Source organism: Lacibacter luteus, from assembly GCF_004118265.1.
GTDB classification, from domain to species: Bacteria; Bacteroidota; Bacteroidia; order Chitinophagales; family Chitinophagaceae; genus Lacibacter; species Lacibacter luteus.
The window spans coordinates 272,083-286,027 of the sequence record NZ_SDHW01000001.1; the positions used below are offsets into that span (position 1 = coordinate 272,083).

General features: G+C 39.1%; 9 protein-coding genes. All 9 read right to left on the reverse strand.

Going from position 1 to position 13,945, the window contains the following annotated elements; genetic code table 11:
* Positions 1 to 12: 12 nt before the first annotated feature.
* Entirely contained in the window at positions 13 to 2,355 is a 2,343-nt protein-coding gene (locus ESA94_RS01095; RefSeq protein ID WP_129129015.1) for a heparinase II/III domain-containing protein, read from the reverse strand.
* Positions 2,356 to 2,384: 29 nt separating this feature from the next.
* On the reverse strand, positions 2,385 to 4,310 hold the full coding sequence (locus tag ESA94_RS01100; protein ID WP_129129016.1) for a glycoside hydrolase family 127 protein: 1,926 nt from the start codon (positions 4,308 to 4,310) through the stop codon (positions 2,385 to 2,387).
* Positions 4,311 to 4,366: 56 nt separating this feature from the next.
* Positions 4,367 to 5,755 (reverse strand): DUF1593 domain-containing protein, encoded by a 1,389-nt coding sequence (locus tag ESA94_RS01105; protein ID WP_205755888.1) that lies wholly within the window; start codon positions 5,753 to 5,755, stop codon positions 4,367 to 4,369.
* Between the two features lie 34 nt (positions 5,756 to 5,789).
* Positions 5,790 to 6,875 carry a serine hydrolase domain-containing protein gene (locus tag ESA94_RS01110; RefSeq protein ID WP_205755889.1) on the reverse strand — a complete coding sequence of 362 codons (1,086 nt, stop codon included), beginning with the start codon at positions 6,873 to 6,875 and terminating at the stop codon, positions 5,790 to 5,792.
* Between the two features lie 66 nt (positions 6,876 to 6,941).
* Positions 6,942 to 8,375 carry a glycosyl hydrolase family 28 protein gene (locus ESA94_RS01115; protein ID WP_129129018.1) on the reverse strand — a complete coding sequence of 478 codons (1,434 nt, stop codon included), beginning with the start codon at positions 8,373 to 8,375 and terminating at the stop codon, positions 6,942 to 6,944.
* Positions 8,372 to 9,754, reverse strand: coding sequence for a sugar porter family MFS transporter (locus ESA94_RS01120; protein WP_129129019.1), 1,383 nt, complete (start codon positions 9,752 to 9,754; stop codon positions 8,372 to 8,374). The genes ESA94_RS01115 and ESA94_RS01120 overlap by 4 nt, the downstream gene beginning before the upstream one ends.
* Positions 9,755 to 9,800: 46 nt before the next feature.
* A complete protein-coding gene (locus ESA94_RS01125; protein WP_164972589.1) occupies positions 9,801 to 10,688 on the reverse strand; it encodes an ROK family protein in 888 nt (295 codons plus the stop codon).
* A gap of 39 nt (positions 10,689 to 10,727) precedes the next feature.
* Positions 10,728 to 12,629: a glycoside hydrolase family 97 protein gene (locus ESA94_RS01130; protein WP_129129021.1), complete on the reverse strand. Its 1,902-nt coding sequence runs from the start codon at positions 12,627 to 12,629 to the stop codon at positions 10,728 to 10,730.
* 4 nt (positions 12,630 to 12,633) lie between these two features.
* Complete coding sequence (locus ESA94_RS01135) at positions 12,634 to 13,854, reverse strand: glycoside hydrolase family 88 protein (protein WP_129129022.1); 1,221 nt, start codon at positions 13,852 to 13,854, stop codon at positions 12,634 to 12,636.
* Positions 13,855 to 13,945 lie beyond the last annotated feature (91 nt).

Below are 13,945 nucleotides of genomic sequence, written 5' to 3' on the forward strand. Positions count from 1 at the left end.
TTTCTGTTAAGTTTAATTGCTATCCGATTTTAATTGCAACATATTGCCGGCATTAAACTCAGCTTTTATCAGCTGTCCATTCAGTTTGAGATTACTTCCCTTTCTATTAACTAATAATGAAGCACGAATCAGCGGTTGACCTTGAAGCAACACTTGAGGAATTTCATTAGTAAAATCTGCATGCATAAATATTTTTGATAAGGAATGCAATACCACTTCTCCGTTCTTTCTGACATAGCTGCCGTTTGCAACAAACCAGGATTTCACATTTGAAGTTGAAGGAATACTGCCTTCCGGGTAACTCATACTCATCAAATAAGCATCCGTTTCCCAGCCATTTATTTCGTTATGACTGTTGCGGTGCATAATCCGTCCATCCGCCATCAGGTTAAAATAAACATCTGTTGTAATTCCGTTTTCTGTAACACGCACACCGATGTAATTGTTCCCCTCCAGTTTTTCTATTTTCGGCAAACCGGTACGCATTTCTTTTGCACTGGCCATGTTTGATAATGCAGGCCCTTCAACCGGTTTATTTTTATCATCCAGTAAAATGATGGCTGTTATAAACTTTGTTTGTTTCAACTGTTCTGCAGGAGAAATGGAATAGTAGGTAACTTTTGTATTCGGGTCATGATCTTTAACGCCTTGCTTCTCTTCCAGGTTCATTTTTTCAGGGAAGTCGTGCGGATAACCATTCGGTAATGTTTCAGGAAACAGCGGTCGTACTAAAACCGATGCATTGCCATCTGTTACATCCAGGTCAATTCCTTTTTTCTTTGCATCAACTGCAGTATGCAATAGCCATTCAAACTTTCCTGCTTCATAACTTTTTACATCATCAATAATGAGTATAACATTTCCCACCCAAACAACATTTCTGTAATTGCGCAGAAAGTAACGGGATGTAGGGCCCGTGGCATCAGATAAAATATATTTGAAGTTACCTCCATCAATCAGGTTGTACAGGCGACCGGGAGTTTTAACTGCATTATACTGATCTGTATATTCCTGTGCTTTACCATTGAACAGAATTACATTATGTGCATCGCTGCGTACAGAATAATTACTGTAAGCCGGGTTTCCATAATTTACATTGCCTCCATCTATCAATAAATTTTTTCCATTATGGTACAGGATGAAAGAACCCGCATCAGCATGCGCATGATTCCAGGTGTAACCTGATTTTACAGCGATCATACTTGCATTTTCATTCCATGATGAACGTAATGAAGCCCATCCCATGTTTTCATAAATGGAAGATGTTGCTAACGATGGCAGCGGTTCTTTATCCGAAATAATCAAACTTAAAAGCAGCCCCATTGGTGTGCTGTTGTTTAAATCTTCTCTTAACCGGCTTCTTTTTGTTTTGCTCAGATACCAGTCGTAATTTTTACTTTCAAATCCGAGTGCCTTCATCAACTTTACAGGTCTGTCTGCATTGATTGTATGTGAACCGTCGCCAAAATTTACCGACTCTAAAATTCCATTGGTTGGATAACTCATGTGAATAAACCAATCCATTGTTTTTTGAAGCAGACCATCGTATGGTTTACTTAATTTGCTTATTGCATTCGTCCATGCAAGACGAAAAAACAAATACTCTCCCACTCCGAAATTTGCATAATTAATGCTCTCGTAAAACCCACCTGCCGGATCGAAATTTGAAGGTTTGTTTTCTAATACACTTCCTGAAAAAGCAAACCATTCATCGGCAGCAAGCATCACATCATCTGCCCATTTTTTTGCTTCAGGAATTTCGTTCATTACAGCTAACGATGCAATGCCTGCCTGGAATACAATAGCACTCCACCAGTTATGACCCATGCTGTTGAGTGTATGAATCCGTTTGTCAGCAGATATCCATTCACTTAATGATGGTTCAATGCCGAGCACAACAATACGTTGCGCCATGTTTTTTCGTTCAGATGCTGTAAGTATATCATAAATGGCATCAAATACAGTACTTGCAACATTGTTGTTGTGCGCTGTACCTAATGCAGAGCGCCAAACAGGAGTTCTGTCTTCAAGCAAATCCCATTTTTCTCTTGCAAGCAATGCTTCCAGTATTTTTTTTGCTTGCAAGGCATACGCTTTATCGCCTGTTATTTTGTACGCCAGACTTAGCAATTCCATATCGCCACCTTTTCCAGCTGCCACAGCAGCATCAGCTTTTGCCAGCATGTTTTTCCAGGCAGTTGCTGTTGCTGAATCGATTTTAATTCTTTGCTTCAGATCATTCACCCGATCGTTGGTATAAAAAAGATATGGGTGATTTTTTGCTGCTACACTTGAAAAGAAAACACTGAAACAAAGCAGTAAAAACAAATTCTGCTTTTGTTTTCTTATAGTCATGAAGAACATACTTATCTGTTGTTTTAATGTTATTGAATCGTCCAGTAAACCACATATCGCTCTCTGTGTATATCATACAAAGGCCGCAACGTAATTCCTTCTTTTGTTTTAAATGTCAACGTTCTTCCTTCTGCAGGTTTAATATCAGCTGAAGGATTTGCACGGTTAATTGTTAACGATGTTGAAATATCCTGCGGCACTTTAAAATCATACGTATAGTAATCATTGTGCTGTGTTGGATCTGAATAAGGCGCTCTGCCTGTGAATCCTTTTGTTCCCATTTCGCCTGCCAGAATAATCGGGCCATAAGCAATTGCCGCTTTATCAGCATTGTCATTCGTGGCAATCAACTGCAATTCCATTGTATAGCTAATTTCTATTTTATCACCGGCTTTCCATTTCCTGTCGAGAACGATGTACCCGTTTTGTTTGTTGATCTTTGTTTGCTTTTGGCCATTAATTTTTACTGATGCATTTTTTGCCCATGATGGATAACGCACACGAATCTTTTGCAGTACTTCACTTGTTTTCTGTACTGTAAAAACAACAGTTCCGTTCTCCGGAAATTTTGTTTCCTGTTGCAGTTCAACGCTTGCCTCTTTCCAGGTTAGCTTCGAAGGAATGAATAAATTCACATAAACATCATTGGCGGAATGATAATAAATTGCTTCGCCATACTTCGCCTGGTTTTCAAATCCACTTCCTACACAACACCAGAAAGAGCTATCGGGTGTGCTGTATAATTTGTGAGCGCCCGGCAACATCGGGAGAAAATAAGCGACCATTCCTGTTGCTGGATCTTGCTGACCGAGGATGTGATTGAACAATGCTTTCTCATAATAGTCAGCATATTTTGCATCCGGATTGTAGATGAATAAGTGACGGGTCAGCTTCAACATGTTATAGGTATTGCAACTTTCGCCGGTATAACCTGTAAGATGTTCAGAGATTTTATCTGGTGTGAAAAAGTGTTCTTTATCGCTGTTGCTTCCTGTCGCAAAGGAGTGATGATCGATAACGGTGTTCCAGAAAAAATCTGCAACACTCATTCCGTCACCTTTTCCTTCTAACTCATAATCTCTTGCAAGACCAATCAATTTTGGAATAAACGTGTTCGCATGTTTCGGATTCAACACATCCTTCTTTTCTTTTAATGGATCAAGTACTTCGTTATGATAAAAGAACCCGGCAAGCCATTTAAACTGTTCATTACCTGTTATAGCATACAGGTTATAAAACGAATCATTCATACCTCCGAATTCATTTCGCAACATCCTGATTCGTTGTTCTTCGGTTAAGGGCTTTAATTTGTTGTAAGCCCACTCACCCATTTTTGTAACAATATCGAGTGCCTGCTTATTATCGCAATACAAATACTGATCAATAAGCCCCGAATAAATTTTATGCAACGTGTACCAGGGAGCCCATACAGATTTACCGGCTATGTTCCGGTCTATCAGTCCTTGTGAATAAGCGGATAAATATCCGTTTTGCTTTAATGCTTCCTGTACTTCTGCCAAACCTGCAACAATACTATCAGCTTTTATTTTAAACTCTTCTCTTTTTGTTGTGGCATATAATAATGCTAACCCTGAAAGTATATGCCCGGCTGTATGTCCACGAACTTCACAATCAAGCGACTCCCAGCCTGCAAATTTTTGTGTTCCTTTTGTTGGGGAATATCCACCTTCCAGTCCGCTAAAAACTCCGGCGTTAGTTCGAAAACTATGCAACAGGCTTTTTACAGGAATTGACATGATCCATTTTATTTCCCGATCTGTATTTTCTGTAAAGCGGCTTGGCAACATCGTTACATCACTTAAATCAAATGCCTTTACAACCGGGTCAAACTGATCCTGCAACTTAAATTTTCCACTATGCTGGCCAGGATAATGCGATTGTGAGTAAATGAGGTTACTTAATACTGTAAAAAAAATAATGTATATCATTTTCATAAAACACATTTCACTATTTAGACATAAAAAACGATCAAACTTATTTCCACTTTTCTTTAAGGGATAATTGTTACTATTATTCTTTGATAACGTGTTAATGCAGGCTTTCCGTTATCTGTAACTGATAAAATAATATGCAATGTTTCACTTTTGTTAACACTAGGTGCAACGAACCATGCCAGCGCATTTTTTTCGTTCGCTATCCTGACAGAGTTTTCAGTCATACCATAGGAACCCACTTCTTTGTAATGCATCCAGTTATAGCTTAGTGAATTACTGTCCGGATCGTAACTCTTGCTTGCGTTCATATAAACTGTATCTCCTGAACTAACAGAAATAATTTTGTTTGGCACAATTGGTATTGGAGGATGATTGGCGTTTTTAAAATCGTTAACACACCAATCCATTCTTGCAGCGAAATCGTTTTGATAAGCTTCACGCCATCGCCATACTGTTGCTTTGTCACTGATATACCATCTCCCGTCATAACCTTTCACTTCGTCTTCTGTATTGCTCCAAATTGGTCTTGTTTCGGGTTCGGGCATCCACTTTCTTTGTCGTGGAATATACAATTCATACCTGCCACCCCAACTACCCCAATCGGGATGTTCGGGATTATTTAATCCATTGCTCACCAGGTAAAGAAAACTTGGGGTATCTCCTTCCATAAGAAACTTCCATTCCGGATATTGTTCTCCCAATGGTCCATGATTAAAACGTACATTTTCATTAAGCCATTGATTGCTGACAATTGTTGAATCAGGGCCGTTGAACTTATGCCTTACATCACCGCTAATACCTGCCCAGGTTGAATAATGATATGCATAAGTTGTCATACCAGGACTTACGATATAGAATAGCTCAGGATAATTTTTCCTTATCCATACACCCGAATCGTCCTGGTCGCTGATTGTATAAACACGCAATTTTGAAACAAGCTTTGAAACTTCATTCGGATCCTTATTCATTTTTAGTTTCCATAAAGCTTGTGCAAGGCAGTTTGTGCCTCCCCAAACTGTAACCCACAGCGGTCTGTTATCTTTTTTTTCAAGTAAAGAAATAAGCAATTCTGAACCTTCTGAATCTTTTCCTTCGCCTACAGCTTTCATTCCATAATCTGCAAATCCTTTTTTTATCACGCTGTGCAAATATTTTTCCTCTGGAAAACCTGCTTCATGTTTTAGTAAATTATTTCTCACCTTTCCATAGGCAGTTACAATTTCATGCATCCTCCAATCAGCAATTTTGTTTTTTTGGTGGATAGATGTTGTTGCAATCAATCCTTCTATGTCCCACATGTTTGAATAGACAAGCAACCGTACAAACGATTCGGCATCATCCGGTTCATTTTCAATATCACTTAACACTGCCACACGAAGACGTTCCTGCGCTATTGAATAAAAAGTAGCCCCAAACAAACATACTATTGTGAGAAACTGCTTCATTAACTTCATATTCACGATAAATAATTTACAGCAATTATCTTTTCCTGTTTTTCGAAATTTTGTCATATTTATTTTCTTCAATTGCATTTCTTACATCGTTCACAATAGCCGGACTTGCAAGGAATGAATTAAACCCATTCTTGAATTGAACTATATGCGTAAGAAAAAAGCCATACACATTTGTTCTTCTGTCAATCCACGGATATGCACCTGCCCATAATGGACTGCTGATGAGTGTTGCATTACCGGCTTCATCAACTTCTTCTCTCCACTCGCCTAATCCATAAATATCAGTACGAACTTCATGTCTTACTTTTCGTACAAGATCGTCTTTGAGTACAACAGCTTCTTTCACCTGATCTGCTTCCATAAAATCAATTGCGGCTTCTGATAAAATTCTCTTTCCTTCAAACATTCCTTTATGAAAGATCATTGAAAGGAAGTTCATATAATCCTGTAATGTTGATCTGGCACCACCTCCCAACATGGGTGCATGGCCGCCACTGGAATCAACCGGCGTAAATCTTGTTGACTGCATGCTCAGAGGTATTGCAATCTGTTCCTGAAAAATTGTTTCCCATTTTTTTCCTGTTGCAACTTCTGCCATGCGTCCGGCTACATTCATTCCCAAGCCTCCATATTTAAATGTTGTTCCTGGTAATGTATCAGCAGGAAGAGAAACAATATGTTTCACCGATTCCTGCAAGGTTTGATACATATCAACGGGTTTGTTGGCCGGTTGATAATCGGGATAGCCTGAAGTATGTGAAAACAGTTGTGCTAATGTTGCTTCACCTTTACTATCTGTAAACTCCGGCAACCATTTTTTTACCTTGTCATTCCAGTTGAGTTTGCCCTGATCAACAAGTCTTGCAATTGCGGCTGCTGCCAGCCATTTACCTGCTGATGCAATAAAGACAACTGTTTCTGGCTTGTAACTGCCGAAGTAGTTATTATATAAGATTTGTTTGTCGTTTGCGATAATGATCGACGCTCCATTATAGTAACCACTGTCAACCCAGGATTGGATTTTGTTTTCAAGTGGTTTAAAGTTGAGCGTTTTATGTTCCTTCTCATAATGCTGTGTAAAAACAACCAGCGGCATTATGAATGTCAACATCAATAAGATTGCAGTATGTCTGTTTCTGAATTTCATTTAAACAACAGGATCTCTTATTTCAGTTATTTACTTCTTAAACTCTATTCCTTCCACATGTTCTCCTACAAAGATGTTTGCCATATCGGAAGTTTTATACCATTTGGGTTTTGCTGGCATGTCATCCGTAATTACAACACCATTGACAACCAGGTTTTCAAATACAATATTTTTAACCTTTCGTGTCGTATCATAACCATCAATAATTGACAGCGTTGCGTTATTGCCTGTATAAGTAATGTTTTTGAACAGAACATTTTCAATTCCCTGTCCCGGTGCTGTACAATATTTTTTGTTGAATGTTATTCTGATATGTACCAGCTGCCCCTGCCTGAAATTTTCAACACGAATATTTTCGAACTGAACATTACGTACCAAATTGTTATCTCCGGCATTAATAGCCATGCAGCCCTGGTAATCGATCTGTGCTTCTTTATGATCAAGAATATCGATGTTGCTGTATTTCAAATCCTGAATTGTATCCGGTTTAGGAGTGTTACCATGCAAACCAATCATGATCGGATGTGCCACGTCAGCCCAAAGTGTGGAATTCTGCATTGTAATATTTCTGCACCCGCCGGTAAAGCCTTTACGTGTTGCATAAACAGTTGTACAATCATCTGAGTTACGACAAAACACAGCATCGAATAAAACATTATTACTCGCAAAAACATTCAGTCCGTCACCCCAGCCATAATAACTGATACTTTTTACATTCCTGATCGTTACACTATCTGAACCGCCTGTTGCGCATTGCGTTAAACAAATACCTTCAACCATTATCCGTTTTGAGTTGGCAATATGCACGCCCATTTTTACGGAAGGATCGATCACTCCTCGCCCAAGTATTTTCACATCCTGTACGCCTTCTACCAATAACTGTCCCATCAATACAGCACCACCGGCTATATAAACTGTTTTACCGGATGGAATATATTTTTTTCCGCCCTCTATTTTATGCACACCTGCACCATAGTAAATGAGGTTAGTATCTTGTTTATTTACTGCAAATGCATCAACAGGATTTGCAAACAAATGAAGGTTGTGAAAAATATCATCATTCACCTCAATCGATAAGTTGCCTGGTTTTGATAAACGGAAATAAATTGTGTTGCCTTTTACTTCATGTTTAATATCATAAGAAAGCGGCCTGATCTTTACCTTCTTTATTGCCGATCTCTTACTTGTTACAGCCACTTCCACTTCACCTGCGAAATCAAAACTGCACATCGATGCATTTTCAACATGATGTTTTGTATTCTTCACTTCATCCACTTTTACATTGTATTCAAACAGATCCTGCCATTTGCCACCTGGTTTACGCACCTGTACAGAAAAATCATTATTATGCATTGCATCTGTTTCCGAAACAGGAAACGGATACACTACCAGTTGCTGTGCGGAAGCAACAAACTGCCACACAAGCAAAAACGAAACAGCAATAACTTTTTTTAAATAGTTCATTCTTTTACCAGTTTCTTTTCAAGACCTTCTAACGACACTCCTTTTGTTTCAGGAACCTTTGTTAATACCCATACTAACTGTAAAGCCATCATAAATGCAAAAAAGGCGAAGATGGGCCAGGGATTATCTTTAAATATTCCATTGTCGGCATCTAAGAAAACCGGAGTGATCAATGTAATGATTGCAGCAAATACCCAGTGTACACTTGCACCAAATGCCTGGCCGGTTGCACGAACTTTATTGGGGAATATCTCCGCAATAAATACCCAGATAACAGCACCTTGTCCTACTGCATGTGCTGCAATAAATAATAAGAGGAAGAATAACAAAAAGCCTGAGCTTGCTCCGCTGTAAAAAGCAAAGGCAACCATTGCAAGGCTGATGATATATCCAATAGAGCCAATAATGAGCAGTGTTTTCCTACCTGCTTTATCAATTAAATACAAACCAACAAATGTGAACAGAAGATTGGTAGCTCCAATGAGGATGGAGTTGGCTAAAGAATCTTTTGCGGCCAGTCCAGCACGTTCCAATATTTCCGGTGCATAGTATAGTATAAAGTTGATACCGCTCCACTGGTTAAAAAAAGCAACTAAGAATGCAAGCCAGAGAATGGTTTTATATTTTGAAGAAAAGAAACCTTTCTGGCCGGCATGTTCTTCATGTTGAATACTTGCGGAAATAGATGCAATTTCTTCATCCGCATTTTGTACACCCAATTGTGTGAATATATTTTTTGCAGCGGTTAAATCGTTCTTCTTCGACACAAGCCAACGTGGACTTTCAGGAATGCTTAATACCATTACGGTGTAGATCAACGATGGAACAGCCATTACGCCGAGCATCCAACGCCAATCGTTTACACCACCAACACCTTCAAGAAAATAGTTCGATAAAAAAGCAATGAGGATACCAAACACAATATTAAACTGGTACATGGCCACTAACCGACCTCTTGTTTTAGGTGTAGATATTTCAGAAACATAGGTTGGTGCTGCAACTGATGAAACGCCGATACCTAATCCACCTATGAAACGAAAGAATGAAAAGGTATATGGATCCATTGCTAAGGCAGAACCAATTGCCGATACACTAAAAAGAATACCGATCCACAATAATGTTTTTTTGCGGCCATACTTTTCTGTTGGTACACCACCGTAAATTGAACCGACAACAGTTCCCCACAATGCCATGCTCATAATAAAAAAACCATGAAACCAAGGCGAAGTATGCCATAGTTCTTTAATGGGCAAATTGGCGCCTGAGATCACCACAGTGTCAAAGCCAAAAATAAAACCGGCTAATGCTGCTATTAATGAAATACCGAAAAGATTTTTTCCTCCTTTGGCAAGACTTTCGTTTGATGCAATTGTTTGCATAATGTTGTTGTTTGTTGTAAACTGAAATTAACGCTATGTTTTATTATTATTGAACTTTTGCCAACGCTGTTTCAAAAATGCAGGCAGCACCAACCAATGCCGCATCTTCTGCAAGAGATGCTTTTACAATATCCGGTACCGTCTGCAGGTTCTTTTTTAAAGTATCTTTTACTGCAGGCATGAATAAATCCCAAGCATTTGCAATATTTCCTCCAACCACTAACAACTGAGGACTCTCTGCCTTGATAAACTTTTCAAGAAACCAAGCCAGATGTTCAGCAAACAGCTTGAATGTTTTCGCTGCATGCAGATCAGTTTCGGCCAGAACCGCCAGTTCCTTCGCATCTTCTACTTTTTTACCACTCAGCTCAGCATACATGTGCTGCAAGCCACGGGTTGAAACAAGCTCCTCAATTATTTCACCTCCGTATTCAGTTACACTTAACTCTGCATCAACGGTAATTCCGTTATGGCTTTTGGCAGAGCCTAAACCAGTACCAAGTGTTATTCCAATTGCATTGTTGAACCCTTTACCTGCACCACCATTTAATTCACCTGCCAAAAATGCTTCTGCGTCGTTTCGGAATTGAATGTTTTCCGGATTCAAACAAAAAGTTTCCGCAAGAATTTCCCTGATATTCATTCCAAATAACGACTCATACTTATTAAACCCTTTTATCAAACAAATACCGTTTGCATAATCAAATGGGCCAGGCATTGCAAATCCAATCTTTTCAACTTTAACCTCACTCTTCTCTATCACTTGTCGAATAGTGCTTATCCATACATCTAAAATTTCCTGTGCTGTTCCGTTACTGTCTAACTTGTTTCTAAGCAGGGATGATTTGATCACTTTTGCATCAGCCATATCAATCAATGCAACTGTTATGTGTGATCCTCCAATGTCAACTCCTGCTACGTACTTCTTATTCACGTTCTTCCGGTTATTTTTGATTATTAATTATTCTGCGCTTTACTTTTTTTCAGGAGTAATCCAAATTGCATGGCCGCCTGATGCCTTTAATTGAATTGTTATTACCGTTGACTGTGTCACCTGTTTTTTTTCAACCTTTACTTTGGTCTTGGTTGAAACATTATCATCATCGCTGTAAAAACTTGCTGTGTATTTTTTTCCTTTGGGAAGGAAATCGAATTTTAACTGAACGGTTCTTGCTTCGTTATTGGTAATAGTACCTACAAACCATTCTTCCCCTTTTCTTCTTGCAGTTGAAATAAACTGCCCCGGGGCTCCCTGTAATACTTTTGTTTCATCCCACGTGGTTGGAATTTTATCCCAGAACTCAAGCTCAGGTTCATCTGCGCTCATTGCCGGTTTATCGTACCAGTAAAGCGTTTGAATGGGACTGTAATAAATAGCAGCAAGTGCTAATTGATGTGCATGTGTTGTTTTGATACGTTTATCATAATAGCAAAGCGTATAATCAGCCGCACCTGCCATGTATCGTGTAAATGGCAGAACAGTATTGTGCGTAGCATCGGGCATTTCTTCGTTGCCACGAATACCTTCAGCAGTCATTAAGTTAGGCCATGTGCGTTGTTCACCTGTTTGCCGCCAGTCATCATGTACGTTTACCATGATCTTATTCTCTGCAGCTTTCTTAAACATTTCTTCGATCCATGTTGTCCAGCGATGTGAGCCAGCCTGTACAAAACCAAACTTTACACCTTTTACACCCCAACTGTTATACACACGAAACAGCGAATCTGATTGTGCATACAAACCCTGTAAATTGCAATACAACCAAACGCCAACACCTTTTTCTTTTCCGTAGTTAATAATGGCAGGCAAATCAAAATCAGGGATCGCCACTTTTGTTGCATCCGATGAAAAACTAAAGGCAGGCCCATACCATTTCCAATCGAACAGGATGTACTGCAGATTGTGTTTTACGGCAAAATCGATGTTTTCATAAGCATCTTTTGTTGTTTGCGTCATTACACGCATGATCTTCCCGGGTTTGATCCAACTCTGATCAGTAATTTTTGATGGTTGATTCAGGTTGAGAATAAGATCATTGTTTTGTACAAGTTCGCCAGCTGTTTCTCCTGCCATGATTACTCTCCACGGTGTGGCAAATGGAGAAATCAGATCGGCGGGCGTGTACATTGAGGTAAGGATCGTATTTGGTTTTTCTTTGCTCAGTTTAAATTTCGTTCGTGCATAATCAACCATCTGTGCTTCTGCTAAACATGCAAACATGCCATTCGGCAATTCCAACATCAGTGGCCGCTCACTTTCATCGGGCCAGTTTTCTAATGGTAATAATTTATAAGGTGCCTGTGCCCATGAATGATGCCATGCTTTTGTTCCTGACGGAAATGTAAACGATGTGTTTTCATTCATGATGCGATAGTAAGTGCCTTTACTGTTTTCAGGAAAGAAAAAACGAAAAGCTGCTCCTTCGTTGTACACACGTAATTCAACACTAACCGGGTAAATGGGGTTATCATCCTTTACCATTTCAATGGTAGCTGCCTGGTAATTTTCTGTTATAATATTTCGTTCACCATAAACAGGTTTCCATGAACTGTTGACAGATGAAGTGACGATTTTCTTTACAACAAGATTTTCGCACCAGTTCGCATGTTTATCTACTTTCAACGCCATCGCTCTTTCAGAAAGATTATTATCCAACTGAATATCGAGCACCGATTCAAGAATAACCGGTTGGTTTTTGTAGTCGAGTTTATAAAACATGGTTCTTGTACCATCAGTATGCTGCTTTTGGTAAAAAGTAAACACATATTTTTTATCGGGAGAGCTAACCGATATTTTGGTTGAATCGATGAGCTGTTGCGAAAAAACCTGTGTAAACAAAAAAAGAAATCCTATCGTAACAAATACCTGTTTCATGCATTTACAATTTGTCTGTTAATTGTTTTCCTTCCTTTAAGCGTTTTAAACGAAGTAATGCTTCGATGTAATAATAATCGGCGTAAATGATCGAAGCATCAATTTCACCACCGTTTGGTTTATGCCCAGTGCTGTGCAAGAGGAATGCATTGTTTACATCTCTGCTCTGGTATTTTTCAGATGAAAGTGAAACAAGCATCTTTCCTGCTTTATCCAAATATTCTTTTGCTTTAGCCTTATCTGCAAGCATGGTTGACAATTCAATTAATGCAGAAGCAACAACACAGGCAGCAGATGCATCTCTTGGTGCGTTTGGAATAGCCGGATCATTAAAATCCCAATAGGGAATAAAATCATCGGGTAGATCTTTCAAATACACATCTGTTACTTTTTGTGCAAAGTCAAGAAAGCGTTGCTCTTTTGTTTCACGATAAACCATTGTGTAACCGTAAATAGCCCAGCTCTGCCCTCTTGCCCACATGCTGCTGTCGTTAAGTCCCTGGTGTGTGATGCCTTTTATTTTCTTTCCTGTTGCAGTATCATAAACTACTACATGGTAAGAAGAGTAATCGGAACGAAAGTGATTGTTCATCGTTGTTTCAGCATGTTTAACAGCCATATCATACAACTGTTTACTGCCGCCGTTTTTTGAAGCCCAGAACAACAACTCAAGATTGATCATGTTATCCATGATCGTATTATGATTCTTAGGCCAATCAACACCCGGCACTTCTCTTGGCCATGAAAGCATGGTACCTACTTTGGGATTGAATAATTTTGAAACAGTATCAGCAGCACGCAGCAAAACAGATTTATAAATTGAATCACCAGTAAGCCGGTAACCATTACCAATACTTGTAAATACCTGGAAACCTAAGTCATGATCAATAGCCGCTGAATCTACCAATGGAAACAATGCAGCTGAATAACGTTTTGCCGTCGCTTTCCACTTTTCATCTTTCGAGTATTCATAATCGTACCAAAGAATGCCCGGCCAGAAACCACAGGTCCAATCTCGATAGCTTACATAACGCCATTCTGTTTTTCCGTTGGCAATACTGCGGGGAATGCGTGAAGAATCGGCATCAAGTCCGTTAAGTGCTTTTGAACTTTGAGTAATGCAGTAGTTCAATGCTTCCTCAATATTCAGCTTTGTTGTGTCTGCATTTTTACATCCACTTATCAATATGCCACAGATTACTATCTCAATCAAAATACTTCTCATTTAACTTTATTTAATGCCATAATGTAATTGCAAGTTGAAAACCTGTTTTGTTCATTCCGTTTTTCATTATAGCTCCAGCCGGTTTTTATCC

Bases quoted from the DNA above. Each gene is read 5' to 3' on its own strand.
- ESA94_RS01110 (WP_205755889.1), bottom strand. From the start codon at position 6,875: ATGTTGACATTCATAATGCCGCTGGTTGTTTTTACACAGCATTATGAG.
- ESA94_RS01135 (WP_129129022.1), bottom strand. From the start codon at position 13,854: ATGAGAAGTATTTTGATTGAGATAGTAATCTGTGGCATATTGATAAGT.
- ESA94_RS01105 (WP_205755888.1), bottom strand. From the start codon at position 5,755: ATGAAGCAGTTTCTCACAATAGTATGTTTGTTTGGGGCTACTTTTTAT.
- ESA94_RS01130 (WP_129129021.1), bottom strand. From the start codon at position 12,629: ATGAAACAGGTATTTGTTACGATAGGATTTCTTTTTTTGTTTACACAG.
- ESA94_RS01115 (WP_129129018.1), bottom strand. From the start codon at position 8,375: ATGAACTATTTAAAAAAAGTTATTGCTGTTTCGTTTTTGCTTGTGTGG.
- ESA94_RS01120 (WP_129129019.1), bottom strand. From the start codon at position 9,754: ATGCAAACAATTGCATCAAACGAAAGTCTTGCCAAAGGAGGAAAAAAT.
- ESA94_RS01100 (WP_129129016.1), bottom strand. From the start codon at position 4,310: ATGAAAATGATATACATTATTTTTTTTACAGTATTAAGTAACCTCATT.
- ESA94_RS01095 (WP_129129015.1), bottom strand. From the start codon at position 2,355: ATGACTATAAGAAAACAAAAGCAGAATTTGTTTTTACTGCTTTGTTTC.